Annotated in this window: 23 protein-coding genes and 1 tRNA gene; 12 read left to right on the top strand and 12 right to left on the bottom strand. The window is 70.3% G+C overall.

The genetic code is table 11. The features are described 5' to 3' along the window. Positions 1–4: 4 nt before the first annotated feature. From L3Q67_RS00935 to L3Q67_RS00925, 3 genes are all read left to right on the top strand, one after another. Positions 5–1,000, top strand: coding sequence for a glycoside hydrolase family 25 protein (locus L3Q67_RS00935; RefSeq protein ID WP_499187682.1), 996 nt, complete (start codon positions 5–7; stop codon positions 998–1,000). Positions 1,001–1,013: 13 nt separating this feature from the next. Beyond that, positions 1,014–1,328 carry a hypothetical protein gene (locus tag L3Q67_RS00930; protein ID WP_499187681.1) on the top strand — a complete coding sequence of 105 codons (315 nt, stop codon included), beginning with the start codon at positions 1,014–1,016 and terminating at the stop codon, positions 1,326–1,328. Between the two features lie 204 nt (positions 1,329–1,532). Continuing rightward, positions 1,533–1,847, top strand: coding sequence for a hypothetical protein (locus tag L3Q67_RS00925; RefSeq protein ID WP_499187680.1), 315 nt, complete (start codon positions 1,533–1,535; stop codon positions 1,845–1,847). On the opposite strand, the gene L3Q67_RS00920 is transcribed toward L3Q67_RS00925, so the two are convergent. The 10 genes from L3Q67_RS00920 to L3Q67_RS00875 all read right to left on the bottom strand — a co-directional run bounded on the left by L3Q67_RS00920 (position 1,844) and on the right by L3Q67_RS00875 (position 8,298). Further along, positions 1,844–2,365 (bottom strand): DUF6221 family protein, encoded by a 522-nt coding sequence (locus L3Q67_RS00920; RefSeq protein WP_499187679.1) that lies wholly within the window; start codon positions 2,363–2,365, stop codon positions 1,844–1,846. The genes L3Q67_RS00925 and L3Q67_RS00920 overlap by 4 nt on opposite strands. Positions 2,366–3,024: 659 nt before the next feature. Then, a complete protein-coding gene (locus L3Q67_RS00915; RefSeq protein WP_499187678.1) occupies positions 3,025–3,519 on the bottom strand; it encodes a helix-turn-helix domain-containing protein in 495 nt (164 codons plus the stop codon). After that, positions 3,512–3,691 carry a hypothetical protein gene (locus tag L3Q67_RS00910; protein WP_499187677.1) on the bottom strand — a complete coding sequence of 60 codons (180 nt, stop codon included), beginning with the start codon at positions 3,689–3,691 and terminating at the stop codon, positions 3,512–3,514. The genes L3Q67_RS00915 and L3Q67_RS00910 overlap by 8 nt, the downstream gene beginning before the upstream one ends. Further along, positions 3,688–4,161: a hypothetical protein gene (locus L3Q67_RS00905; RefSeq protein WP_499187676.1), complete on the bottom strand. Its 474-nt coding sequence runs from the start codon at positions 4,159–4,161 to the stop codon at positions 3,688–3,690. Before L3Q67_RS00905 ends, L3Q67_RS00910 begins: the two co-directional genes overlap by 4 nt. Further along, complete coding sequence (locus L3Q67_RS00900; protein WP_499187675.1) at positions 4,158–4,448, bottom strand: hypothetical protein; 291 nt, start codon at positions 4,446–4,448, stop codon at positions 4,158–4,160. The genes L3Q67_RS00905 and L3Q67_RS00900 overlap by 4 nt, the downstream gene beginning before the upstream one ends. Continuing rightward, positions 4,445–4,714: a hypothetical protein gene (locus L3Q67_RS00895; RefSeq protein WP_499187674.1), complete on the bottom strand. Its 270-nt coding sequence runs from the start codon at positions 4,712–4,714 to the stop codon at positions 4,445–4,447. Before L3Q67_RS00895 ends, L3Q67_RS00900 begins: the two co-directional genes overlap by 4 nt. Positions 4,715–4,741: 27 nt before the next feature. Continuing rightward, positions 4,742–5,986 (bottom strand): helix-turn-helix domain-containing protein, encoded by a 1,245-nt coding sequence (locus L3Q67_RS00890; protein WP_499187673.1) that lies wholly within the window; start codon positions 5,984–5,986, stop codon positions 4,742–4,744. 149 nt (positions 5,987–6,135) lie between these two features. Then, a complete protein-coding gene (locus L3Q67_RS00885; RefSeq protein ID WP_499187672.1) occupies positions 6,136–7,119 on the bottom strand; it encodes a tyrosine-type recombinase/integrase in 984 nt (327 codons plus the stop codon). A gap of 76 nt (positions 7,120–7,195) precedes the next feature. Further along, positions 7,196–7,269 (bottom strand) — tRNA-Arg (locus tag L3Q67_RS00880). A gap of 621 nt (positions 7,270–7,890) precedes the next feature. Continuing rightward, complete coding sequence (locus L3Q67_RS00875; RefSeq protein ID WP_499187671.1) at positions 7,891–8,298, bottom strand: peptidase inhibitor family I36 protein; 408 nt, start codon at positions 8,296–8,298, stop codon at positions 7,891–7,893. A gap of 259 nt (positions 8,299–8,557) precedes the next feature. On the opposite strand from L3Q67_RS00875, the gene L3Q67_RS00870 reads away from it, so the two are divergent. Then, positions 8,558–9,733 (top strand): MFS transporter, encoded by a 1,176-nt coding sequence (locus L3Q67_RS00870; protein WP_499187670.1) that lies wholly within the window; start codon positions 8,558–8,560, stop codon positions 9,731–9,733. Here the strand turns inward: L3Q67_RS00870 and L3Q67_RS00865 are convergent. Beyond that, positions 9,724–10,362, bottom strand: a complete 639-nt coding sequence (locus tag L3Q67_RS00865; RefSeq protein WP_499187669.1) for a histidine phosphatase family protein — start codon at positions 10,360–10,362, stop codon at positions 9,724–9,726. The genes L3Q67_RS00870 and L3Q67_RS00865 overlap by 10 nt on opposite strands. Before the next feature lie 75 nt (positions 10,363–10,437). Between L3Q67_RS00865 and L3Q67_RS00860 the strand changes: the two genes are divergently transcribed. The 8 genes from L3Q67_RS00860 (at position 10,438) to L3Q67_RS00825 (ending at position 24,407) form a co-directional block, all read left to right on the top strand. Next, complete coding sequence (locus tag L3Q67_RS00860; protein WP_499187668.1) at positions 10,438–12,474, top strand: bifunctional copper resistance protein CopD/cytochrome c oxidase assembly protein; 2,037 nt, start codon at positions 10,438–10,440, stop codon at positions 12,472–12,474. Positions 12,475–12,579: 105 nt separating this feature from the next. Beyond that, positions 12,580–13,038, top strand: coding sequence for a single stranded DNA-binding domain-containing protein (locus L3Q67_RS00855; RefSeq protein WP_499187667.1), 459 nt, complete (start codon positions 12,580–12,582; stop codon positions 13,036–13,038). A 74-nt stretch (positions 13,039–13,112) separates the two neighbouring features. Continuing rightward, a complete protein-coding gene (gene ettA / locus L3Q67_RS00850; RefSeq protein ID WP_499187666.1) occupies positions 13,113–14,789 on the top strand; it encodes an ABC transporter ATP-binding protein in 1,677 nt (558 codons plus the stop codon). A gap of 71 nt (positions 14,790–14,860) precedes the next feature. Continuing rightward, positions 14,861–17,758: a hypothetical protein gene (locus L3Q67_RS00845; RefSeq protein ID WP_499187665.1), complete on the top strand. Its 2,898-nt coding sequence runs from the start codon at positions 14,861–14,863 to the stop codon at positions 17,756–17,758. A 249-nt stretch (positions 17,759–18,007) separates the two neighbouring features. Further along, complete coding sequence (locus tag L3Q67_RS00840) at positions 18,008–22,996, top strand: NAD-glutamate dehydrogenase (RefSeq protein ID WP_499191407.1); 4,989 nt, start codon at positions 18,008–18,010, stop codon at positions 22,994–22,996. After that, positions 22,996–23,421, top strand: coding sequence for an acyl-CoA thioesterase (locus tag L3Q67_RS00835; protein ID WP_499187664.1), 426 nt, complete (start codon positions 22,996–22,998; stop codon positions 23,419–23,421). The genes L3Q67_RS00840 and L3Q67_RS00835 overlap by 1 nt, the downstream gene beginning before the upstream one ends. After that, positions 23,414–24,058, top strand: a complete 645-nt coding sequence (locus L3Q67_RS00830; RefSeq protein ID WP_499187663.1) for a DUF8010 domain-containing protein — start codon at positions 23,414–23,416, stop codon at positions 24,056–24,058. The genes L3Q67_RS00835 and L3Q67_RS00830 overlap by 8 nt, the downstream gene beginning before the upstream one ends. Before the next feature lie 70 nt (positions 24,059–24,128). Next, positions 24,129–24,407 carry a hypothetical protein gene (locus L3Q67_RS00825; protein WP_499187662.1) on the top strand — a complete coding sequence of 93 codons (279 nt, stop codon included), beginning with the start codon at positions 24,129–24,131 and terminating at the stop codon, positions 24,405–24,407. Here L3Q67_RS00825 and L3Q67_RS00820 read toward each other — a convergent pair. After that, positions 24,404–25,072, bottom strand: coding sequence for a DUF305 domain-containing protein (locus L3Q67_RS00820; protein ID WP_499187661.1), 669 nt, complete (start codon positions 25,070–25,072; stop codon positions 24,404–24,406). The two genes, L3Q67_RS00825 and L3Q67_RS00820, sit on opposite strands and share 4 nt — an antisense overlap. Between the last annotated feature and the right edge of the window lie 3 nt (positions 25,073–25,075).

The raw sequence follows: 25,075 nt of genomic DNA, 5'->3' as shown, positions 1-25,075 counted from the left end.
TCCCATGGTCCTGTTCGGACTCGACATCAGCCACCACCAGGGCGACCGTGACCAGGCGTGGTTCCACGCGGTCTACGCAGCCGGCGTCCGCTTCATCATCGTCAAGGCCACCGAGGGCGCCACGTTCACCGACAAGCGATTCGCGCAGAACCTGGCGCGGGCCGAAGCAGCCGGGCTGATCGTGCTCGCCTACGTCTACCAGCGCGCGGGCGCGTCGGCCGGTGCGCACGTCGACCGCATCCGGCAGGTGGTGCCCAAGCGCATCCCGATCATCCCGGACGTGGAGAAGGGGGCGGGCTCACTCGATCACACTCGGGCGATCATCGCGCAGCTGCGCGGCGCCGGGTACACGGTGCCGCTGGTGTACCTGCCCGGCTGGTACTGGCAGGAAATCGGCAAGCCCTCGCTGCACGGCCTGCCGCCGAACTGGAAGAGCAGATACCCGGACAACTCCGTCGACGACCTGGCCGACGAGTACGCCGACGTGCCCGCGCACTACTGGGACCCGATCGGCAACAACGCGGCCGGGTGGCTGCCCACCGCGGTACTGCAGTTCACCAGCTCGGCCAGCGTCGCCGGGTACGCCCCGCTCGACGGCAACGCCTTCCGCGGCAGCCTCGCGCAGTTCACCGCGCTCATCGGCGGCACACCGGCCGCCCCCGAGAGTTCATCCGTCCACATCACCGAGGAGTCCACAGTGGAACTCAGCCCCGGCATCTACGTGTCCAAGACCCTGGTCTGCCCGTCCGACCCGTCCGATCTGGTGATCAGCCTCGGATTCGTGTCGTTCACCGTTCACCACATCAAGTTCTTCGGGCCCACCCCGGAGACCGGCCACGCCGAGCTGGCCGCCTATGGCGAACAGCGCGTCGATCCGGCCCGCCCCTACGTCAAGCCCGCTCCGGCCGGCGCGCTGACCGCCGAAGTGCTCTACAGCCTCGAGGCCGCCGAAGGCAACGAGTCCCAGCACACCGCCGTGGCCGCATTCCGCGGCAAGTAAGGAGGACCCGCCGATGTCCGATGTGCTTCGTTCGTGGGTACGCACAGTCGTGCCGACGCTGTGGGCGGCAGTGATCGCGTGGGCGATCAGCCGCGGCCTGCCCGAGTCGTTCGCGCAGCTGCTCGCCGGCGCGGCCGACGAACTCGTGGTGCCGGTCGTGCTCGCCGCCGTGTTCGCCGCGCTGCGCAAGCTCGAGCCGCTGCTGCCGACCTGGCTCGGCACGCTGCTGCTCGGCTCGACCGTGCCGCCCACCTACAGCCCGCCCAGCGCGGACGGCCAGGCGCACGTCGTCACCGACGCCGAGCCACCGCGCCACTCGGCCGGGTAGGATCGAAGGCCTACCCATACAGCCCGCCCGCAGCGGGCCCGCGCGAAGACCGAGAGCCCCCGTACCCCAACCGGGTACGGGGGCTCTCGTCATGCCTGGGGGCGGGAGAGTTGACATTTTCTGGTCAGATACCCACGGCGGGTAACGCAAGCGGCCGAGACGGCGAAGATCAGTAGGCATCTGGCGAGGACGATAGGAGAACCCGTGTCCGTGAAGCGCACGTTCGTAACCGCCGTCGGAGCGATCGTGCTCGCGGTCGGAATTTGGGCCCTGTTCTCCACCGTCGAGGGCGACGGCATCAGCAACAAAGACGGCTCGATCTCGAATACGGTCCCGTGCGGTATCGCGTTCACCGGCCACGACGAAGAAAGGCAGGTGTTCGACGGCTTCACCAACTGCGCCGCCGCCGTGTCCGACCGGCAGCTCTGGGCGTGGCCTCTTGCAGCCGTGGGCGCCATCGCGGTAGTGGGCGGGGTGTTCGTGAAGCGATCGAAGGCACGCCGCGAGCAGGCCCGTTAGGGCCCGTAGTCGCGGTGCCATTCCTCGCGCCAGCCGGGCCGGGTGTCGTACTGCTGGGCCATGGCCAGCAGCAGGTCGGCCTTGATTCCGCGGACGATCGCCCCCGCCTCGAGGCTGCCGGTAGCGGGGGCGCGGAGCGTGCGCAGGATGAGCCGGTGTGCCCGGATGCGCGCGAGGTCGGCGCGCGGGTCGTGGGTGACGAGGTAGGCCGCGTCCGCCGCGGCCTGGCCGCGCTCCACCCCCGGGTCACCGGGGATGCCGGCGACCAGCTGGCCGCGCTGGTCGACGATCTCCAGCCACGGATCGGGGGCGTGGTGCCGGGTGAGCTTCCATGGTCCGTCGCTGGCCTGCCGCGCCCGGGTCTCGTCGGCGGTCAGGTTTCGGCCGAGGAAGTCGAACAGCTCGGCCAGCGCGTCATCGGCCATGGGGTCGATCGTCGCCCGCGCGGCGGCGCGGCGCCACCGGTGAAGCTGCAGCCCCCCACCGATCCGGTACGGGAGCTGCAGCCGCTCTGTCACCCCGCCGGCCGCTCGTGGCGGCCGGACGCTCGAGCGCCGGAAGACGGCTCGCCCACCCGGTGTAGCGAGCCGTCTCCGGGCGATCTACCCGCGCGCTGCGGGAGTGCGGTGCGCGCGGGGATCACTGCCGGGGGCGCCGCCCCGGCAGGGTGTAGGCACCGGTGGCGGCCCGTGAGTAGGTCGGGCCGCCACCGGCCGATCCCCGGCGCGCGGACTACAAGCAGGAAGGCACGCGCGCTCTGGGGATCGCTGCCGGGGCAAGTCGCCCGGCAGGGTCTGGCTCCGGGATGGCCCCTCGGGATTGCGAGGGGACCACCCCCGGCTGTCTCGGCGATGTTCGGGTCACCGAGACCGGCCCCGCCGCTGGCAGCACGGCAGGGACGAATAGGTGCCGGGGAGACCTGGCTGATCAGCAGGCCGTCCCCGGCCGGTCCCGTCGCGCGGCACAGCTCCACTGAAGTCGCGCGCCTGGGACCGCTGCCGGGGGTGCCTCCCGGCAGGTTGGACCCCTGGCGGGCCGGGGTGCTCGGGGGTACACCCGGACCGCCAGGGGAGATCAGTCTTCTTCGAGGTCGCTCAGGATCTGGTCGCGGTGGCTCCTGGCCTGTTCCCATTCCTCGTCGGTCAGCTCGCGGTCGCACATGGTTCCGTCCGTCCTTTCAGGTCCATTTCTGGAGCACCAGCGCGGTTTCGCTCGACTGCACCGGCTTGCCGCGGTGCCCGGCTCGCATGAGCATCGTCAGCACGTGGTGCAGGGCGAACGGCGTCATGCCGCACCACTGCGCGGCGCGCCGCAGCACGTCAGGCGTGATCGTGATGACGTCATCGCCGTAGCCGGCCGCCCACGCGGCCAGCGGGACCAGATCCACCGCCTCGGAGGTGCGCAGCAACTCGGCCCGCACCATCAGCGTCTCGAACTGCGGCGATTCCATCTCCAGCGCGGGCAGCACGAGGGCCAGGTGCACGCCGAGCACGCGACACAGGTCGTCGAGCTGGCGCACCGACAGCACCGCCGCGCCGGTCTCCCAATCCTCGAGCTCCTCGGCCGACGCTGGCGGCATCATCCGCTGCGCGGCCTGCTGCTGGGACAACCCGGCCCGCAACCTGGCGGTGCGGACGTTCGCGCCGATCTCGGCCCGGTAGTGCTCAAGCATCCGGCGCCTCCTGCTGGGGTGGGCGGTACAGGTTGACCAGGTCGTCGACCGCGGACTGCGCGTCGGCGATCATGGGGCCGCGCGGATCGTGGGGCGTGCCCACCCAGCCGTCCGAGTCGGGATCGACGGGCGCCGGGCTCCAGTCGTCGGGGGTGAGGTCACCGGTGCTCACGCCGTACCACCCGCTTCCCGGTGCCAGCGCGCCGCCTGTGCGACCGCGTCCGGGTCGGTCAGCGTCAGCGTCACGCCGTACCGCCCGAACGTGTAGACCGGCCGCAGCACGCCCGCCGCTTCCACCAGCCTGATCGTGAGCTGAGTTTGCACGCCATGGGCATCCATCGCGGGCACTGTGGACCCGTAACGCCAGTACGCCAACTCCCTGTGGAACCGGACTCGGGAACCGCCCTGAGCCACGTCGGCCGCGTCCTGGTGCCAGGACAGCACCCCCGCAACCGCGTCCGGGTCGGTCAGCACCAGCGTCACGCCGTAGGGCCCGAACCTGTAACCCGGCCGCGGGCCGTCCATGGTCGCCACCAGACCGAAGGTGAGGTACGTCGGCCGCCCCTGAAGATCCGCCGCTCGTACCGTCGAACGCAGCGACCAGATCAGGCCACCGAGCGCCTGCCCCGGTACCCCGCTCACGGCAGCGCCCCCGAGTACGACCCGCGTGCAGGACCGGGCGGCGCCTGAAACCACGGAGGCGGCGGCGGGAACGGCTCGGTGTGCTCGGTCCGCTCCTGCTCCGGCACGTCCGGCTGCTCGGGTTCCGCTCGCTGTGCGCATCGGCGCTGGTGCAGCAGGACGTAGACCAGGTCCGCGTCGACCGTCCCGCACCACCTGCAGGTGTGCCACAGCCGCGCCACGAAAACCGCTGGCGGCTCATCGGGGCGCCGGCGGAACGGCTGGGGTTCGGTGGCTGGGGCGCTCATGCCTGCGCTCCCGGCGGCTGCTGCCGGTTCGCCTTGCGCTTCTCGACCTGGGCCGTGCGCAGGTGGGATTCGAGCGTGGCCTCAGCATCCCCGAGCAACAGCACGCGCTCACCGCCGAGCCGGAAGAACGTCTCGAAGTGACCCCCCGCAACGCGGGCGACGCCGAGCGCGCACTCCACAGGCTCGTGGGTTCCCTCACGCACGATGCCCAGCACGGGCCGGGTGACCCGTGTTCCGTTCACCGGGAATTGCTTGCCGTCCGTCACATAACAGACGCTAAGTGCAACAGGATGCTAGTCGTTCACAATTTGTGAACGGGCCTTAATCCGGTGGCTCAGGCTGCTGAGTTCCCAGGTGCGCCGCTGTGCGCGGCCTTCAAGGGCATCGACGAGTTCCCGCGCTAGCGGGTCGTGTCGAATCCGCAGCGGGGCAGTGCGGTCTGCGAGGTCGAGGTACCGCCCGGCCTCGATGTCGCGGGCTCCCTCGGCCTGGGCGAACGCCCGCGCGAGATCGAAGTAGAGCGCTGCCTTCCGCTCGTCGCTGACCAGTGCCTCGTCGTATCCCGGGGTGCTAACGATCGTCTCGGCTCGTTCTGGGCCCTCGTCTGCCTCGACCGCCAGAGTCAAACTCCAGGCCTGCACGTTGGCGGGACCGAAGTCGTAGTACAAGGTCGACCGTTCTCCGGTCCGCGTGGCCAACTCCTCGGCCGCCCGGAGGTGGTCCGCAGCGGTGTCGCGGTCATCCGCTTTCGCCGCAAGTTGCGCCGAGGCGAGGTGCAACATGCCCGCGGCCTCGGCCGGCGCGGTGTCCGTCGCTGTCGGATCGGCGTGTTCAACAGCCTGAAGTGCCTTCTCCGCTACTCGGCGGGCGCGTCGGCGGGCTCCGAGGCGCCCGAGCACGATCGCGCCGGACATCGCGGTGAATCCTTCGAGGGCGGCGTCTTCGAGGCGCTGCGCGGCGTCTTGGGCGCGCTGCGCCGCGGTGGCGGCAAGGTCGGGGTTGCCCAGCGAACGGGCCGTGCCTACGGCGACGATGCACGCTTCGGCCAGCGCGGCCAGCGCGGCACGCTGGTCGTTGGGGCTGCCTGTGACAGCTTGAATGTGCAGTTCGGTGAGCAGCGTGCCGAGGTCCTGGCCAGCGATCGAGTACCGGGAATCCGCGCTTGCGGCGTTCGCTGTCCGCGCGAGCCGCGCGAGCACGGCGACGGGGCGCGCCGGGGAATCTGGTACGTCGTCGAAAGTGCAGTCCAGCAGCGCCGCGGAGATGGGCGGCAAGGTCGCCAGCGCCTCGACGCTCATACGGTCGTCGTCCCGGCGGTAGGGCTCGCCGGTGATGTCGGTGACCGCGCAGGTCAGGGCGGCGGCAAGGTTTTCGAGCGTCTTCCGCTTGCCGATACGCCGCTCGCCAGACTCGTAGTAGGCGAGCGTGGTCTTCCCGATTCCGGCTAGGCCCGCTGCCTGTTCCAGGCTTAGGCCTCGTCGCTTGCGGATCCTTTCGATCCGCGCGCCGATCTCGGCCGGGTTCGAATCGTCGATCACGAAACCACCAACCTTCGCAGAGTGCCCCCTTCGCGTGGCCCCGGTGGCCAAACCGGGGCCGTTCCTCTGCGAAGAGGTGCAGGCCCAGGCTACCCGTCCACTGACCGGGTGAACCCGTTCAACCGGTCTCCTGCGAAGCCGGGTGCGATTCAGTAGCGGTCACCCGGGGCTGACGCCCGGTGTGCGGCGCGGGCCCGTTCGTCAGCGGCTGAGGCCGCGTACCGGCCGAGCATGGCGCGGCTCTTCCAGCCCATCAGCCGCATGAGGTCCTGCTCGGCGCCGCCGTTGGCGAGCCAGTTGTGGGCGAAGAGGTGCCGGTACAGGTGCGGGTTGTTCGTGATGTCCAGCCCGGCGTCGGCCGCGCGGCGCTCGAGCATCTGCCGGATGCCCCAGGTGGTCAGGCGGCCCTTGCCCTTGGCGCCGAGCCAGAACCCGGACTCGGTGCGGGCGGCCGGGATCTTGGCGCGCGCCCGCCGGTACCGGCGCAGCGCGTCCGAGGTCTTCGCCCCGAACGGGAGTATGTGCTGACGCCCGCCCTTGAGCGTGATCTCCACGGTGTCGTTGTCGAAGTCGACGTGGTCCAGCTCGATGCCGGCCAGGCCGCCCACCCGCATCCCCGTGTCGAGCAGCAGCCGGAGGATGGCGGTGTCCCGCAGGTTCTCGAACGTGGCGCCCTTGCAGCAGGCGAGCAGCGACGCCACAGCGTCGTCCGGCAGCACCGGCACCGGCTGCTCGACTGCCTCCGGGGGCGACATCTTCAGGAACGGGTTCGGGTCGACCAGGATGCCCTCGTTCTCCAGCCACGCCCACAGCTGCTGTAACGAGCGGTACTGCGCCTGGGCGTAGGCCGGCTTGACCGTCTCGCCCTCGCGCCCGTTGCGCCGAGTCTTCCGGGTAAGCAGGTCGACGAAGTACTCCTCGAGGGTGGCCTTCGTGATCTTCTCCGGGCTTGTGAGTTGTCCACGATCTCCGAGCCAGGCGAGGAGGTATTTCACGTGCCGCATGTAGAGATCGACGGTCGATTGTGACTTTCGCCCGGCCAGAAGTGACCTGCGCCAGTCGCTGAGAAGGTCCTGGAACTCGACGAGGGCGGCCTCACCGGCCGCCCTCGCGTCGGGATCGGGGCTCGTCATGGCGCCGATCCTAAGTTGTACGTCTCTTGCTGTACAAGCGCTGTGCCTGTACGTTCCAGGGAGTTTTCCCTGGTAGCGCCCCCGGCAGGACTCGAACCTGCGACCTAGAGATTAGAAGGCTCTTGCTCTATCCGGCTGAGCTACGAGGGCCTGCGTCGATGCCACTGCTGGCCTCGTGCACGCCAGCAGCTTAGTCGCCGCCACCCTCTCGATCGTTCGTTGCAGTCGAATCGTTTCAGGGTGTTCGCACGAACTACGCGGGCGAGTGCCCGCCCGACGGCTCCTGGGGTGCCCGAGAACTAGGTTCTCGCTGGTCGGAGCTGTCTTCGGAGGTCGCGGCCGGTGCGGTGAGGCATCGCGATCTCCTGTCCGTGCGGGTGGGGCTTCCTGCCAGATTCGCGTGCGCGATTTTCGAGCACACGCCTGCTATTGGTAAACATTAACCGCATTCTGGCTGCCGCGGTAACGCGGGTGGGCGGCCGATATTCCGCCGTTGGCTACGGTGGACGGTCGTTCGGCGACGCACTGTGCGCCACCCGAGCCGGAGAGCAAGATCACCCCTGGCCGGATCCCGGCGGACGTTCGCGTGCGGGGGACGCGAACTGCTTCTGGTGGTCCGCCGGGATCCGGTTCGGGTCCCGCCGGCGCCGCGCCTCGGAGTCGAGTCGACGCGCGCCGGCGGGCCACACCGGGCCGCTGTTCGGGGTCGGCGGCCCGGGGTTCACCCGCGGCGGGGCGGTCCCAGGCGTGGGACGCCGCGGGAGCCGCGGATCAGTTCCACACCTGAATGGCGCGAACGGTGAAGGGAGCCTGCGGAACATAGGTGCCGCCGCCCGGATAGGTGGTGAAGTCGCCTTCGGTGGAACAATCCTCTCCCTGGTACACGGTCACCATGCGATCCATGCGATTGACAAAGGAATAGGCGGTGAAATCGGTGAGCAGCGGAACGCATTCCTCGGGATTCACCGTGCGCAGATCCATGCGCTCCAGTTCGCCTCCGTAGTGCTCCTCGGTCCACACGCAGAACTCCCCCTTTTGGCAGGTGACCTGCGGTGATCCCGGCTCCGGTGCGGTCGGTGCCGAGGCGTGGGCGAGGCTGCTCATGCCGAACACGCCGATCGACGCCAGCAACAGGATCTTCGGCAGTCGCGAACGGAGTGACTTGATGGTCCTGGTCATTTCTTCCCCCTGCTTTCCGGTGTTTTCCGGTGGAATTGGTGTTGGCTCCACGATGGCCGGTGGGCGGGGGCTTTGTCAGTGGGGAAACGGTGATCTGTGGACAAGTGGGGGTCAGTCACCCGGACGGGTAGGGGCTGTCCACAGGCCGGAAACAGGGTCTTGTGCACGCCCCTCCCGCCTGCTATCCCGGCGAAGCCACTGGACTTTCTGAAGCGCTTAAGAGACGCTGGGACAACAGGTTCACCGGAGAAGGAGCGGGATGGTCAGCGCACGCACCGCGGTTTTCGTCGTGTTCGCCTTGAACGGCTGCGCGCTCGGCTCGTGGGCACCCCGGGTGCCCGCGATGTCCACGCAGGTCGGCGCCGTGCCGGGGTCATTGGGGCTCGCCCTGCTCGGCGCGAGCGTCGGGCTGCTGGTCGCGGCCACGATCACCGGGCGGCTGGTGGAGCGCCTGGGGGCGCGCCTGGTCATGGCCCTGTCCACGGTCGCCGCGGCGCTGATGCTCGCCGCGCTCGGGCTGGCCACGTCGGTGCTGTGGCTCGGTCTCACGCTGTTCGCGCTGGGTGCCGCGATCGGCGTGCTCGACGTGTCGATGAACGTGGGCGCGGTCTTCGTCGAACGCGAGGCCGGCAAGCCGCTCATGGCGATCTTCCACGCCGGATTCAGCTTCGGCGCGCTGGCTGGCGCCCTGTTCGCCGGGCTCGCCGCGTCGAACGGCTGGTCGCCCACCAGGCAGTTCACCCTGGCCGCCCTCGCCGCGATCCTGGTGCTGTTCGCCGTCGTCCGCGCGCTGCCCGGCATCAAGCCGAGTCACGAACCCACCGAGAAGCGGCCCTCGGTAACGCCGATCAAGCGGCCCGTGCTGTGGCTGCTCGCCACCATCGCGCTGTGCTCGGCGATCGCCGAAGGCGCCAGTGCCGACTGGTCGGCGCTGCTCCTGGTCTCCGAGCACGGCATGGGGGAGGGTCCGGCGGCACTCGCCTACGCCGCCTTCTCCCTGGCCATGGCGATCGCGCGGCTGACCGGGGGCGCGCTCCAAGCCAAGCTCGGCGAACGGCCGGTGCTCGCCGGTGGCGCGGTGCTCGCCGCGACCGGCCTGCTCGCCGCGGCCCTGATCAGTTCACCGGTCGTCGGATTCGTCGGCTTCGCCCTGGCCGGCGCGGGTCTCGCGGCTTCCTTCCCGGTGGCGCTCGGGCTCGCCGGGGAGGCGGGCAAACGCGCCGATGGCGGTGGCGGGGAACGTGAGATCGCCTTCGTCACCTCGGTCGCCTACACCGGCTTCCTCGCCGGACCGCCGGCCATCGGCGGTATCGCCCAGCTGACCTCGCTGTCCACCTCGTTCATCGTGGTCGCGCTGGTCGCGGCCCTGATCGCCCCGGCGACCGTGGCCGCTCTCCGTGCCGGTCGGCGCGAGCGGGAGCGGAGTTACTGCTGAACAGCGCCGTCCGGCGAATCGCGCCACTGCTGGAACGGGCGGTCGAGCTTCCAACGGCCGTCCACCCGTTCGACCACTCGGTATTCGCAGGTCGCCGGGTTGGACAGCGACTCGAACAGCTCGATGCTCCAGCCGAACAGGCGGCGGCAGAGCAACCGGATGGTCAACCCGTGTGAGACCACCAGCACAGTTCTAGGGTGCAGCGGATCGGCACGCCGCGACTCCAGTTCGCTGAGGAAGGCGGCGACCCGGTCGTCCACGTCCGCGCCCGACTCGCCGAACGGCAGCCGGTAGAAGAAGTGGCCGAACTCGTGCCGCAACCGCTTCTGCACGGCCTGCTCGTCGGCCTCCTGCAGGTTGCCCCAGTCCTGCTCGCGCAACCTCGGCTCGTGCACCAGCCGTTCGGCGGCCAGTCCGAGCAGCCGCAGGGTTTCCCGCGTCCGGACGTACGGGCTGACGTAGACGGCGAGCGGTTCCTCGCCGACCAGCTCGGCGATCGCCGGACCGGCCCGCCTGGCCTGTTCGCGGCCGAGGTCGGTCAGTGGCAGCGAGTGGTCGGGGATACGGGTGTAGGCCAGTTCGTCGACGTTGCCCAGCGACTCGGCGTGACGCAGGAGGATGATCCGCACCCCGCCATCCTGCCGTGCCGCTGACGAGCAGATGGCGGATAGCTGGCCGCGAAGCGTTGCACTTACGCTCGTGTCGTGCCCGAAGAATCCACCGCGACCAAGACGACCGGCAAGGCTCCGGCTTCACGAGGTAACGTCGGCCCGCTGGTCACGGTGGGGGTCCTGCTCGCCGTCGTGGTCGGCACCGGGCTCGTCGCGTTGACCGGCGGTGCCGGATCGGTGATCATCGGGCTGGCCGATCCCGGCGTGGTCACGCGCTACGGGATCACCGTCGTCCGGGTGCTCGCCGAGGCCGCTTCAGTGCTCTGTGTCGGCTCGCTGCTGCTCGCCGCCTTCCTGGTGCCGCCGCAGAAGTCGGGCGTGCTCGGCCCGGAGGGTTATGCCGCGTTGCGGACTGCGGGCATCGCCGCCTGGTGCTGGTTCTTCGCCTCGGTGGCCTCCATCTACTTCTCCGCGGCCGACGCGGCAGGCCGCCCGGTCACCGAGCTGCTCGACCCGCAGGCGCTGCTCCAGATGGTCGACGCGATCGAGCAGCCGAAGGCCTGGGTGTTCACCGCGCTGATCGCGTTGCTGCTCGCGCTCGGTTGTCGTCTCGCGTTGTCCTGGGGCTGGACCGCGACCCTGTTCTTCCTGGCTGTCGGCGGCCTGGTGCCGGTGGCGGTGACCGGGCACTCGGCCAGCGGTGGCGCGCACGACGTGGCCACGAACAGCCTGCTGTACCACCTGGTCGCCGCCGCGTTGTGGGTCGGCGGCCTGGTCGCGTTGCTGGCTTTGGGCTGGCGGCGCGGCGCGCACCTGTCGCTGGCCGCGCAGCGCTTCTCGCGGCTGGCGCTGGTGTGCTGGCTGGTGATGGCGGTGTCCGGCGTGGTCAACGCGCTGATCCGGGTGGCTCCCGCGGACCTGCTGGCCACGGACTACGGCCTGCTCGTGCTGGCCAAGGTCGTGGGCCTGCTGGTGCTCGGCGTGTTCGGCCACCAGCAACGGCAGCGCGGGGTGCGCGGGCTCGTCGACGGCGCGGGCGGCGGGCAGTTGCTCCGGCTCGCTTCCGTCGAGATCCTGATCATGTTCGTCACCATCGGGCTGGCCACCGCGCTGGCCAGGACACCGCCCCCGCAGGAGGTGACCACCCAGCCGTCCAACACCGAACTGCTCATCGGGTACGACCTCAGCGGCTCGCCGAGCGCTCTGCGACTGCTGCTGGACTGGCGGTTCGACCTGGTCTTCGGCACGCTCGCGCTCGCGCTGGCGGTGCTCTACCTGCTGGGTGTGCGCCGGTTGCGGCAGCGCGGGGACGCCTGGCCGGTCGGCCGGACGGTCGCCTGGGTGGCCGGGTGCGCGGTGCTGCTGGTGGCGACCTCGTCGGGCATCGGCCGGTACGCCCCGGCGATGTTCAGCGTGCACATGGGCAGCCACATGCTGCTGTCCATGGTGGTGCCGGTGCTCCTGGTGCTCGGCGGGCCGGTCACGCTGGCTCTCCGGGCCCTGCCGCCGGCCGGCAAGGACGGCCCGCCCGGGCCACGCGAATGGCTGCTCGCGTTCGTGCATTCACCGGTCTCGCGGACGCTCACCCATCCAGTGGTGGCGCTGGTCCTATTCGTGGGCTCGTTCTACGTGCTGTATTTCTCCGGGCTGTTCGGCGCCGCGCTCAACTACCACTGGGCGCACTTGCTGATGAACGCGCACTTCATCCTGTCGGGCTACGTCTTCTACTGGCCGGTGATCGGCGTCGACCCGGCGCCGCGCCGCATGCCGCCGCTGGGCAGGCTCGGCATGATGTTCGCTTCGATGCCGTTCCACGCGTTCTTCGGCGTGATCCTGATGAACACGCAGACGGTGCTCGGCGAGTCCTTCTACCAGGCGCTGAAGCTGCCGTGGGCCGGTGATCTGCTCACCGACCAGCGGCTCGGCGGCGGGATCGCGTGGGCCGCGGGCGAGGTGCCGGTGCTCCTGGTGCTGGTCGCGCTGCTGGTCCAGTGGGCGCGGGCGGACGAGCGCGAGGCCAAGCGGTCGGACCGGCGGTCCGACGCCTCCGGTGAGGCGGACCTGGTCGCGTACAACGCGATGCTCAAGCAGTTGTCAGAACACGGTGAAGAGCGCTCGTCCCGGGACTGATTGTCCACACCGACCCCGGTTGTCCACAGATCCGCACTCACCCCACCCACGCCCGCCCGGTTCGCCGCATCCTGGAAGCACGGACGAACGAGGAGGGCGAAGGACATGGCTCTTGGGGAAACCCCGCTGACGATCGTGGGCACGGTGCTGAGCGAGGTGAGCACACGAGCGGTCGGCGAGCACGGGCACCACGTGGCGAGTTTCTGGTTGCGCAGCCACGAGCGCAGACGGGACAAGGAGACCATGGAGTGGGTCGACGGCAGACAGCTGACGGTGCGGGTCACCTGCTGGCGCCGGCTCGCCGAAAGCGTCGGCGGCAGTCTGGTCAAGGGGGATCCGGTGATCGTCTCCGGCAGGCTGTACACCCGGGAGTTCGTCGCCGACGGGCAGTCGAAGTCCATCGCCGAACTCGAAGCCCACGCGGTCGGACCGAACCTGACCCGCTGCACCGCGCTGGTCCGCCGCAAGGGCAGGCCGGAGCAGCCGGAGCCGTTGTGGGAGGAGAACGGAGAAGGCGAGGTGAGCAGGGCACTCTCCCCCGGAGAGGGGATGAGCGCGGCTTGACCGGGTGGTCAGCCGAGCACGCCCCGAGGTGACCGGCGTCGAGGCGCCAGCACGACGGCTCTACGATCGCTTGCATGGCCGAGTTCATCTACACCATGAAAAAGGTGCGCAAGACCGTCGGGGACAAGGTCATTCTCGACGACGTCAGCACCGCCTTCTACCCCGGAGCCAAGATCGGCGTGGTGGGCCCGAACGGTGCCGGTAAGTCCACCGTTCTCAAGATCATGGCCGGACTCGACCAGCCGAGCAACGGTGAAGCCTTCCTGCAGCCGGGCGCCTCCGTCGGCATCCTGCAGCAGGAGCCGCAGCTGAACGAGGAGAAGACGGTCCGCGGGAACGTCGAGGAGGGCCTCGGCGACATCAAGGTCAAGCTCGACCGGTTCAACGAGATCGCCGAGCTGATGGCCACCGACTACAGCGACGCGCTGATGGAGGAGATGGGCAAGCTCCAGGAGGACCTGGACCACGGCGACGCGTGGGAACTGGACTCCCAGCTCGAGCAGGCGATGGACGCGTTGCGCTGCCCGCCGCCGGACGAGCCGGTCACCCACCTCTCCGGTGGTGAGCGCCGCCGGGTGGCGCTGTGCAAGCTGCTGCTGTCGAAGCCGGACCTGCTGCTGCTCGACGAGCCCACCAACCACCTGGACGCGGAGAGCGTGCTGTGGCTGGAGCAGTTCCTGGCCGGCTACCCCGGTGCCGTCCTGGCCGTCACCCACGACCGGTACTTCCTGGACAACGTCGCCGAGTGGATCATGGAGCTCGACCGGGGCCGCGTCGTCGGCTACGAGGGCAACTACTCCACCTACCTCGAGAAGAAGCGCGAACGGCTCGAGGTGCAGGGCAAGAAGGACGCGAAGCTGGCCAAGCGGCTTAAGACCGAACTCGACTGGGTCCGGTCCAACGCCAAGGCGCGCCAGACCAAGTCGAGGTCCCGTCTCGACCGCTACGAGGAGATGGCTGCCGAAGCGGAGAAGACGCGGAAGCTCGACTTCGAGGAGATCCAGATCCCGCCGGGGCCCCGGCTGGGCAACGTGGTCGTCGAGGTCAACGACCTGCGCAAGGGCTTCGACGACCGGGTGCTGATCGACGGCCTGTCGTTCGACCTGCCGCGCAACGGCATCGTCGGCGTGATCGGCCCGAACGGCGTCGGCAAGACGACCCTGTTCAAGACGATCGTCGGGCTCGAGGATGCGGACGCGGGCAGCGTCAAGATCGGTGAAACGGTCAAGCTGTCCTATGTGGACCAGAACCGGGCCGGGATCGACCCGAAGAAGACGGTGTGGGAGGTGGTGTCCGACAAGCTCGACTACATCCACGTCGGGCAGACCGAAATGCCGTCGCGGGCCTACGTCAGCGCGTTCGGCTTCAAGGGGCCTGACCAGCAGAAGCCGGCCGGCGTGCTGTCCGGTGGCGAGCGCAACCGGCTGAACCTGGCGATGACCCTGAAGCAGGGTGGCAACCTGATCCTGCTGGACGAGCCGACGAACGACCTGGACGTCGAGACGCTGGGGTCGCTGGAGAACGCGCTGGAGCAGTTCCCCGGCTGCGCCGTGGTGATTTCGCACGACCGGTGGTTCCTCGACCGCGTCGCGACGCACATCCTGGCTTGGGAAGGCACCGACGAGGACCCGGCGCAGTGGTTCTGGTTCGAGGGCAACTTCGAGGGCTACGAGACGAACAAGATCGAGCGGCTGGGCGCCGAAGCGGCTCGTCCGCACCGGGTCACCCACCGGAAGCTGACCCGCGACTGAGTGGTTCGTGATAGGCCTGAAGTCCGCACCAGGCGAGCCCGACCGCCGCGATCAACCGACCGGAGAGTGCCGTGGTAGCCAGCAACCAGATCCGGCCGGTCGAGCAACTCCTCGACCGGGCCTCGGAGCTGCGGTTGCGCGCGCCCGAACTCGCTTTGGTGCTCGGCGAGCGGGCTGCCTCGCTCGCCGAGGCCGCCGGTTCGGACCAGGCGTGGCTGCGTGCGGAGTCGCTGGTGGTCTTCGCGCGGGTACGGCTGGGTGATCGTGCGTCGGTGACCGCGCGGACCGTGGCGGCGCTGCGGTCGGCGGAGCACCTCGGGTACTCGCTGCTCGCGGCCCGGTTGCGGACCGACCTCGCGGTGTGCGCACGCAGCGTCGGCATGCCGTTGACCGGGCTGGCGTTGCTGCGCCCGGTGCTGGCCGAGCCCGGTCTGACGCCGGGCGAGCGGGCCACGGCCCTGTGCCACCTGGTGGGCTGCATGGCCCAGCTGGGGCGCAAGCAGGAGCTGGACCGGGTACTGCTCGAAGCGGATCGGCTGTGCCTGTCCGACGAGAATTCCGACGGCGACTCGCGGCTGGTGATGCGCTCGCTGGTGCGGGTGGGCATGTCCGGGCACCGGCGCAGGCACGGTGACCTGACCGGGGCCGCCGACGCGGCGCGCACCGGGCTGGGCTTCATCGAGCAGTTGCGTGACCCGTCGGCCGATGGCGGGCTGGCGAGGTCGCGGCTGGTGTTGCAGCTGGTCTGCACGCTGCTGGACCGCGGCAACATCGAGATGGCGCTCGAACTCGCCGAGCCGGTGCTCGACTCACCGCCTCGCGCCGGGGGGATCGGCCCGGCGAGCTGGCTGCGGCTCGCCGTGGCGACTCGGGTGCACCTGAGCACGGGCGCGCCCGAGGCGGCCGGGGCACTGTTGCGCGAAGCGGTCTATGACGCGGATCGGCACGGGTTGCACTCGCTGACCGCGAAGCTGTTGCTGGAATTGGCGCACGTCGAGGAACGTCTGGGCAGGCCGGCCGACGCGTTGGAGTGCCTGCGGCGGTCGCGTGCGGCCGAGCAGGTGCACCTGCGCATGCGCCGGCAGGCTTGTGCCGTGCTCGGCGGGGAGTTCGGTGGCGGGGAGCAGGCGCCGGTCGATCTGACCGACGTGCTCGCTCGTTCGCCGCGCGCGGCCTCTGGGCCGGAGACGACGGTGATCCCGCGGATCACCGATTCGACGCCGCCGCCGGGACGGGAGGTGGCCCGGCCGCCTGCGCAACAACAGCGTGTGGAGACGCCGCGGCCGCAGACCATCCGCGTCGAGGCTCCGCGCTTGGCGCCGGAGGAGATGACGCAGACCCTGCCGCGATACGAGCCGCAGCCCGCGGAGGCAGCACGCGTCGAGCAGGTGCGGTATCAGCAGCCCGCTGCTGAACAGCCCGTGGCGACGCAGTACCAGCAAGCATATGGCGCGGTCCGGTACGAGGCGGCGGCTGCGGCTGCCGCGGAGGCTCCGCGATACGAACAGCAGGCGGCCGCGGAAGCGCGGTACCAGCAGCCCGCGGGTGAGCCGGTGCGCTACGAGCAGTCCGCTGAGCAGGCGCGATACCAGCAGCCTGCGAGCGAGCAGGCTCGGTACGAGCAGCCCCCCGAGGCGGTGCGGTATCAGCAGACATCGGGTGAACCTGTGCGATATGAGCAGCCCGTTGAGGCGGCGCGGTACCAGCAGGCACCGGGTGAACCTGTGCGATATGAGCAGCCTGCTGAGGCGGCGCCGGTGCGGTATGAGCGGTCCGCCGAGCCGCGGTACCAGCAGCCTGCCGTGTACGCGCAGGTAGCCGAGGCGCAGTATGGCCAGCCGGGCACTGAAGCGGCTCGGTATGAGCAGTCGGCTGGGGCTGGGCGGTACGAACAGTCCGCGGCTGGAGCGCCGCAGAGCGGGCAGCATGTCGCCGAGGTGGCTCGGTATGAGCAGGCGCCGCAGGGTGTGCAGCCCAGCGCTGAGGTGGCGCGGTACCAGCAGCCTGCGGGTGAGCCGGTGCGGTATGAGCAGCCTGTCGCTGAGCGGCGTTATGAGCAGCCCGCGACTGGTGGGCAGCCTGGCGCGGCGCAGTATGGGCAGCCTGCTGCTGAGGCGGCGCGCTACGAACAGTCGGCTGGTGTAGGGACGTATCACCAAGCGTCGGCTCAGTACGGCCAGCCTGCGGCCGAGGCTGGTCGCTATCAGCAGGCTCCCGCCGAAGCGCCACGGTACGAGCAGTATGGGCAACCCGCGGCGGAGGCCGGGCGGTATCAGCAGGCTCCCGCGGAGGCACCGCGGTATGAGCGGGTGCTGCCGCCGGAGACGATGTTGGCGCCGCCGCCTGCGGAGGAGCGTCAGCCGGCGATGACGGCGACGGCGCCTCAACCCCAGCCCGAACCCGAACCTGAGCCGCGCAAGGTGGAGGAGCCGCACATCACGACTCGCCACGACTCGGAGCATGGGTCGGTGGCGGCTCGGTCCGTGCTCGATCGGCTCGGGGTGTCCTCCTCCGGAACCGGGGGTGGAGGGCGTCGCCGGGCGGGGGACAAGCCGGCGGAACCACAGCAGCAGCCCGAGGAGGCTCCGCGTGCGGAGCCGGAGCCCGAGAAGCCCGCGCAGGAAGAGGGCTGGCTGCCCAAACTGCGGCTGCCACCGTCACTCGCGCCAGTGGACGAGTACACCTCTGAATACGGCAAGCCGAACTACAACCTCACGAACGGCGAGTACACCCCACCCGAGCCGCCCGCGGACTTCGTGATTCCGTCCGAAGACCCGCCGCCGGACGCCGGGCTGGCCGAACTGCTGGCGCTCGCGCTCGCCGAGCACCGGGCGGGGACGTCCAGTGCCGCGGCGCTCGTGAAGCGGCTGGGGCCGCAGTCCGACGGGGAGCCGGCGCAGCCGGTGAACGGGAGTTCCCGCCGCGGCGAATACGACCACGGACGCCGCCAGGCCGGTGGCGAAGCCTAGGTGCCTCGCTAAACCTCGGTGTGGTTTCGCGCACCGGGGATCGTTCTTGCCACCAACTGAATCGAAGGCTGAATCGACGCCGCCAGCCTACGCCGGGGAACGCTCGTTTCCCCGCCGACCGTGGTCGTCCCGCGTTCTGGCGAAGGCCATATTCTCTTGCTGCGTAAGGCCCATACTGGGGCGAGCGAAAGACACAGCGTGGTGTCGGGAACGGGAGAGTTGCCTGCAATGAGTTCGACGGCGTCTTCGATCAGCGTGGGCGGGGCATCCTCCCCGTCCGGAGCGGGCACCAGCACCACGCTGGACCGCTCCCAGCGCGCGAGCCAGCGGCGCTCGGCCAGCCCCGAGCAGATCCGGGATGAGCTCGTCGACGCGGCCGCCGCACTGGCGCCGGACATCGAGGACCTGCTCCGGCTGTACTTCCGGCACACCCCGGCCGAGGAGATCGCCGACGACGAGGTGGCGGACCTGGTCGGCGCGGTGCGCACGCACCTGCAGCTCGCCCAGCAGCGGGTCCCGGGGCGCCCGGTGGTCCGCCTGCTCAACCCGACCACCGCCGAGGACGGCTGGACCCGGGAAGCGACCGTGGTCCAGCTGGTCACCGACGACATGCCCTACCTGGTCGACTCCGTGGCCGCCGAGCTGGCGCGCACCGGGGTGCAGGTCCAGCGCATCGTGCACCCCATCGTCGTGGTCAACCGGGAGATCACCGGCGAACTGCGCGAGGTGCACGCGAACGCCGACGTGGCCCAGCCGCCCGAGGGCGCGGCCGCGGAATCCTGGATGTACCTGGAGATCGACTGCATCACCGACCCACAGCGGGCCCGTGAGCTGGACAACCGGCTGACCTCGGTGCTCGGCGACGTGCGTGAGGTCGTCGAGGACGCCGAGAAGATGGCCGAGGCGGCGCTGTCGCTGGCGGCCGGGCTGGAGAACGAGCCGCCGTCGCTGCCCGACGCCGAGGTCCGCGAAGGTGCCGCGTTGCTGCGCTGGCTGGCCGACGGCCACTTCACCTTCCTCGGCTACCGGCAGTACGAGCTGGTCGAGGCGACCACTGTGGAAGGTGAGGAGCCCGCGTTGCGCGCGGTGCTCGCCTCCGGCCTCGGTGTGCTGCGCCAGGACAGCCTCGCCGCGCGGAGCCTGACCGCCGGGCCGGATTCGGCCGCCGTGGCGCTGGACCCGTCGCTGCTGGTGCTCACCCAGGCCAGCGCACCGTCGACCGTGCACCGCCCGATCTACCCGTACTACGTCGGCGTCAAGACCTTCGACGCCAAGGGCGGCGTCACCGGCGAGCACCGGTTCCTCGGCATGTTCACCACCACCGCGCTGCACGAGAACGTGCTGGACATCCCGGTGGTGGCCTCCCGGGTGCGCGAGGTGATCCACCGCGCCGGGTTCCCGATGGAGTCCTACTCTGGGCAGCGCATGCTGGAGGTGCTGCAGAACTGGCCGCGGGCGGATCTGTTCTCCGCCGACGTCGATTCGCTGTACGCGACCGCCACCGGCGCGATCACCCTCGCCGACCGCCGTCGCCTGCGGGTGTTCGTGCGCCGCGACCCGTACGGCCGCTTCTTCTCGTGCCTGGTGTTCCTCCCGCGTGACCGGTACAGCACCAAGTCCCGGGTCGCGATGCAGGAGGTGCTGCTCGACGAACTCGAGGGCACGCACCTCGAATTCAGCACGCGCGTCGGGGAAACCCTGCTGGCCCAGGTGCACTTCACCGTCCACACCGAGCCCGGCAACCGGGCCGAGCCGGACACCCTGCGCATCCAGGAGCGGCTGAACGACGCCGTGCGCAGCTGGGACGACCTCATGGTGGAGGCGATCCTGGCCGAGCGCCGCGGGCGCGACGGGGACAGCGGCCCGATCGCCGAGGAGTCGGCGACCGAGCAGGGCCAGCGCTACGCCTCGGTGTTCCCCGAGGCGTACAAAGAGGACTACACCGCCGAAGAGGCGCTCGCCGATCTGCGCCGGCTGGAGTCGCTGACCAGCCCGGACGACCTGGCGATGTCGTTCTACCTGCCGGCCGACGCCGAACCGGGGGAGCGTCGGTTCAAGCTGTACCTGCTCGGCGCGGGCGTGACCCTGTCGACCGTGCTGCCGCTGTTGCAGCGCATGGGTGTCGAGGTGGTCGACGAGCGGCCGTACGAGCTGCACCGCGAGGACGGCTCGCGCTCGTGGATCTACGACTTCGGCCTGCTCATGGACCAGCGCGCGCTCGACGTGGTGTCCGAGGAACAGGTCGACGACGTGCGCGTCCGCTTCCAGGACGCCTTCGCCGCCGCGTGGAAGGGCGAATGCGAGGTCGACGGGTTCAACGCGCTGGTGCTGCGCGCCGGGCTGACCTGGCGGCAGGCCGCGGTGCTGCGTGCCTACTCGCGTTACCTGCGCCAGGCGGGCAGCCCGTACTCCCAGGAGTACATCGAGAACGCCGTGCTCGCCCACACCGACATCGCGACCGCGCTGGTCAGGCTGTTCGAGACCCGATTCGACCTGGGTATCGAGGCCGAGCAGCGTGAGCACGAGGCCGCCGCGAAGGCCGCCGAGATCGCCAAGCTGATCGACGACGTGACCAGCCTGGACGAGGACCGCATCCTGCGCCGCCTGATGGCGGTCATCGGGGCGACCCTGCGCACGAACTACCACGTCACCTCGGCCGACGGCGTGCCGCGGCCGTACCTGGCGCTCAAGCTGGACCCGCAGGGTGTGCCCGACCTGCCCCAGCCGCGGCCGAAGTTCGAGGTCTTCGTCTACTCACCGCGCGTCGAGGGCGTGCACCTGCGCTTCGGCTCGGTCGCGCGTGGCGGGTTGCGCTGGTCGGACCGCCGCGAGGACTTCCGCACCGAGATCCTCGGGCTGGTCAAGGCGCAGGCGGTGAAGAACGCGGTGATCGTGCCCGTGGGCGCGAAGGGCGGGTTCGTGGTCAAGCGCCCGCCGGCGCCGACCGGTGACGCCGGGATCGACCGCGACGCCCAGCTCAACGAGGGCATCGCCTGCTACCGCATGTTCATCTCCGGCCTGCTGGACCTGACCGACAACCTCAACGAGGGCAGGACCGTGCCCGCGCCGGACGTGGTGCGCTACGACGGCGACGACAGCTACCTCGTGGTCGCCGCGGACAAGGGCACCGCGAAGTTCTCCGACATCGCCAACGAGGTGGCCATCAGCTACGGCTTCTGGCTCGGCGACGCCTTCGCCTCCGGTGGCTCGGTCGGCTACGACCACAAGGCCATGGGCATCACCGCGAAGGGTGCCTGGGAGAGCGTCAAGCGCCACTTCCGCGAGCTGGGCGTGAACACCCAGGCCGAGGAGTTCACCGTCGTCGGCATCGGCGACATGGCCGGGGACGTGTTCGGCAACGGCATGCTGCTCTCGGAGCACATCCGGCTGGTGGCCGCGTTCAACCACCTGCACATCTTCCTGGACCCGAACCCCGACGCCGCCAGTTCCTACGCCGAGCGGCGCCGCCTGTTCGACCTGCCGCGGTCCTCGTGGGAGGACTACGACCGGACGCTGATCAGCGAGGGCGGCGGGATCTACTCGCGGGCCGCGAAGACCATCCCGATCACCCCGCAGGTGCGTGAGGTGCTCGGCCTGCCGGACGACGTGCAGAAGCTGGCCCCGGCCGACCTGATGCGCGCGATCCTGCTGGCCCCGGTCGACCTGCTGTGGAACGGCGGCATCGGCACCTACGTCAAGGCGGAGAACGAGTCGCACGCCGACGCCGGCGACAAGGCCAACGACGCGCTGCGGGTCAACGGCCAGGACCTGCGGGTCAAGGTGGTCGGCGAGGGCGGCAACCTGGGCCTGACCCAGCTCGGCCGCATCGAGTTCGCCCGCGCCGGTGGCAAGATCAACACCGACGCGCTGGACAACTCGGCCGGGGTGGACTGCTCCGACCACGAGGTGAACATCAAGATCCTGCTCGACCACCTGATCTCGGCGGGCACGCTGGAGACCGGCCAGCGCAACCAGCTGCTGCTGGAGATGACCGACGAGGTGGGCGAGCTGGTGCTCGCGGACAACTACCGGCAGAACGCGGTGCTCGGCGTCAGCCGGGCGCACCGGGCGCCGATGGTGTCGGTGCACGCCAGGCTGATCGCCCACCTCGAGGCCGAGGGCAAGCTCGACCGCAAACTGGAGGCGCTCCCGAGCCCGGCCGAGTTCAAGGCGCTGGAGAAGGCGGGCAAGGGCCTCACCTCGCCCGAGCTGGCCACCGTGCTGGCGCACGTGAAGCTGGACCTCAAGGACCAGCTGCTGGCCAGCGAGCTGCCGGACAACGAGGTGTTCGCGCGGCGGCTGCCCGAGTACTTCCCGAAGCCGCTGCGGGAGCGCTTCGGCGACGCGATCGCCGAGCACCCGCTGCACCGCCAGATCATCACCACGCTGCTGGTCAACGAGGTGGTCGACGGGGCGGGCCTGTCGTACGCGTTCCGCCTCGCCGAGGAGATGAACGCGACCGCGACCGACGCCGTGCGTGCCTACGCGGTGGTCACCTCGGTGTACGACCTGCCTTCGCTGTGGCGGGAGATCGACGCGCTCGACAACGTCGTGCCTTCGGAACTCGCCGACGAGATGATGCTGGAGACGCGGCGCCTGCTCGACCGGGCCGCGCGCTGGTTCCTCACCAACCGGCCGCAGCCGCTGGCCGTCGGCGCGGAGATCAACCGCTTCGGCGAGACCGTCGCCCGGCTGGCGGGCCAGGTCGGCAGGCTGCTGCGCGGCCGTGAGCTGGAGTCGGTCCGCGAGGACGTCCAGCGGCTGACCTCGCACGGCGTGCCGGAGCCGCTGGCCCGGCGGGTGGGCGTGCTGCTGCACACCTTCGGCCTGCTGGACGTCACCGAGGTCGCCGAGCTGGCCGAGCAGGAGGTCGGCATCGACGTGGAGCGCAGCCCGGACGAGACCGCCGAGCTGTACTACGCGCTGTCCGAGCACCTGAACGTGGACAAGATGCTCACCTCGATCAGCGCGCTGGAGCGGGGCAACCGCTGGCACGGGCTGGCGCGGCTGGCGCTGCGGGACGACCTGTACGCGTCGCTGCGGGCGATCACCCTGGACGCGCTGCGGCACAGCGACTCCGACGACACCGCCGACCAGAAGATCGAGCAGTGGGAGCAGACCAACGCCTCGCGCCTGGCGCGGGCGCGGGTCTCGCTGGACGAGATCCAGCGCTCCGGGCGGCTCGACCTGGCGACGCTTTCGGTGGCCGCCCGGCAGATGCGGAGCACGGTCCGCTGATGCCACACCGCGCACTGGTCCGGCCGCGCTGGTCGGACATGGACGTCTACGGCCACGTCAACCACGCGAACATGGTCACGCTGCTCGAAGAGGCCAGGGTGCCGCTGCTGTTCGGCGAGTCGGCGGCGGCCGGGCTGACCCAGCTGGCCAAGGGCATCGTGGTGGTCCGGTTGCAGGTCGACTACCGGGCGCCGGTGGTCGTCGGCGACCAGGACGTGCTGGTCGAGATGACGCTGACCGACCTGCGGTACTCCTCGTTCACCATCGCCTACCGGGTGCACACCGGGCCCGATGAGGCGGACAAGGTGGCCGTCACCGCGGAGACCAGGCTCGCGCCCTACGATGTGCAGACCGAGCGCCCGCGCCGGCTCACCGAGGACGAGCGCGATTTCCTGAGGCGTGGATTAGGGGAGCCCGATGCCTGAACTGCGGATCGCTGATCCGGCGGACCGCGAAACACTCGGCGCGTTCGTCGCCCGGGCCGTCCGGCTCGACGGCCAGGTGGCGGTCCGGTTGCGAAACCGGACCGAAGGCGTGGTCGAGGCCTGGGTCGCCACGCCGTTCGACGTGCTGGCGACCAGGGCGGTGGCCGGGCAGATCAGCCCGTCGGACATCACCGTGCCCGGGGCCGAACTGCTCGCCGCGCTGACCGTGGCCGGTGGCGAGCGGATGGATCCGGGACCGTCGCGGGACCTGATGTGGCATTCCGAGCTGCCCGCCACCGGGCGGTGGCAGCCGGTGGACGACCTGCCGGTCACCGTGGTCGCCGACCTCGCCGACCGCGGGGTGTCGCTGGCCAGGGAGAACGCCGGGCCGCACGGCAACCCGCCGGCTTCGCTGATGGACCAGGCGGTGCTCACCGTCAGCGGGGGCGAGCTGGAGGTCAAGGTCCAGATGCGCTGCCTGTTCGCGCTGTCCGGCATGGGCTTCCTGGACTCGTCGATCAGCGACGACGTGGTGCGGGTGACCGCGACCGACTCGTGGCTGCGGATGGACGCGCGGTACGGCGCGATCGTGCGGCGGCGGCACGCGCTGCTGCCGTTGTTGTTCGGCGCGCACTGAGAGTTCTTACCGGCGTATTACCAGGGCCGTTCCGGTGGATCCGGGACGGCCCTGGTGTCATCGTAGGGGCATGACCGAGCGCGACAAGCCCGCTGAACCGGATCCCACCAGGGAGTTCCTCGACGGCGTGCGCGCCGAGGAGACCCCGTGGCGGACCGAGCGCCCCGCGGACCAGGAGCGGCCCGAACCGGCGTATGAGAAGCCGTCGCGGTGGCGGCGGGCCGCGCCGTACCTGCAGGCGGGCGCGGTGGCCGGTTGGGTGGCCGGCGCGGCGTTGTCCGACAACGACGACGACTACGAGGACGGCTACGAAGCGGGGTTCGACGCGGGCGCGGGCGGCGAGAGCTAGGGCAGCTGAATCGCGCGCATCCGCTCGATCTCGGCGGTCTGCCCGGTGACGACCTCCTGCGCCATCTCCTGCGCGCGGTCGTTGATGCCGCCGGCGAGCTGCTGCTCGGCCATGGTCAGCGCGCCCTCGTGGTGGCGGATCATCAGTTCCAGGAACAGCCGGTCGAAGTCGGTGCCCTTCGCCGCGCGCAACGCCTCCAGCTGCTCGGGCGTGGCCATGCCGGGCATCGTGGCGTGGTCGTGCCCGCCGTGTGAACCGTGCCCGGCGTGGCCGCCGGTGTCCTCCGGCGGGACCGGCTTGCCGTGTTCGGTCAGCCACCCGGACATCATCGCGATCTCGCCGCCCTGCGCGGCGTCGATCCGGCCGGCCACCCCGCGCACCCGCTCGTCGCTCGCGCGGTCGGCGACCAGTGCGGTCATCACCAGCGCCTGGCGGTGATGGGGGATCATGTTGGTGACATAGGTCACGTCAGCTTCGGAGAGGGTCACGTTCTGCTGATGCCGCGCGGCCTCACCCGGGGGTACCACGGTGGCGCTCTCGCCGGGTTTGCCGGGAATGAGCACGCCCGCCGACGGCTGGGGCTCCGGGACCGGCTCGTTCGAGCACCCCGCCAGCACCGCGCAGGCGAGCCCCGCGAGGACCGCGGCGGTCACTGTTCGTGTCATGGC

The organism is Saccharothrix sp. AJ9571, assembly GCF_021725495.1.
Taxonomy (GTDB): Bacteria; Actinomycetota; Actinomycetes; order Mycobacteriales; family Pseudonocardiaceae; genus Amycolatopsis; species Amycolatopsis magusensis.
Note: the sequence above shows the minus strand (reverse complement) of the source record. Positions and strands in the feature narration are given on the sequence as shown.

Excerpts from the sequence above, each read along its gene's own strand:
- L3Q67_RS00935 (WP_499187682.1), top strand. The coding sequence starts at position 5 with ATGGTCCTGTTCGGACTCGACATCAGCCACCACCAGGGCGACCGTGAC.
- L3Q67_RS00900 (WP_499187675.1), bottom strand. The coding sequence starts at position 4,448 with ATGAGCGCCCCAGCCACCGAACCCCAGCCGTTCCGCCGGCGCCCCGAT.
- L3Q67_RS00870 (WP_499187670.1), top strand. The coding sequence starts at position 8,558 with ATGGTCAGCGCACGCACCGCGGTTTTCGTCGTGTTCGCCTTGAACGGC.
- L3Q67_RS00885 (WP_499187672.1), bottom strand. The coding sequence starts at position 7,119 with ATGACGAGCCCCGATCCCGACGCGAGGGCGGCCGGTGAGGCCGCCCTC.
- L3Q67_RS00875 (WP_499187671.1), bottom strand. The coding sequence starts at position 8,298 with ATGACCAGGACCATCAAGTCACTCCGTTCGCGACTGCCGAAGATCCTG.
- L3Q67_RS00855 (WP_499187667.1), top strand. The coding sequence starts at position 12,580 with ATGGCTCTTGGGGAAACCCCGCTGACGATCGTGGGCACGGTGCTGAGC.
- L3Q67_RS00820 (WP_499187661.1), bottom strand. The coding sequence starts at position 25,072 with ATGACACGAACAGTGACCGCCGCGGTCCTCGCGGGGCTCGCCTGCGCG.
- ettA (WP_499187666.1), top strand. The coding sequence starts at position 13,113 with ATGGCCGAGTTCATCTACACCATGAAAAAGGTGCGCAAGACCGTCGGG.
- L3Q67_RS00830 (WP_499187663.1), top strand. The coding sequence starts at position 23,414 with ATGCCTGAACTGCGGATCGCTGATCCGGCGGACCGCGAAACACTCGGC.
- L3Q67_RS00930 (WP_499187681.1), top strand. The coding sequence starts at position 1,014 with ATGTCCGATGTGCTTCGTTCGTGGGTACGCACAGTCGTGCCGACGCTG.
- L3Q67_RS00825 (WP_499187662.1), top strand. The coding sequence starts at position 24,129 with ATGACCGAGCGCGACAAGCCCGCTGAACCGGATCCCACCAGGGAGTTC.
- L3Q67_RS00915 (WP_499187678.1), bottom strand. The coding sequence starts at position 3,519 with ATGCTTGAGCACTACCGGGCCGAGATCGGCGCGAACGTCCGCACCGCC.
- L3Q67_RS00835 (WP_499187664.1), top strand. The coding sequence starts at position 22,996 with ATGCCACACCGCGCACTGGTCCGGCCGCGCTGGTCGGACATGGACGTC.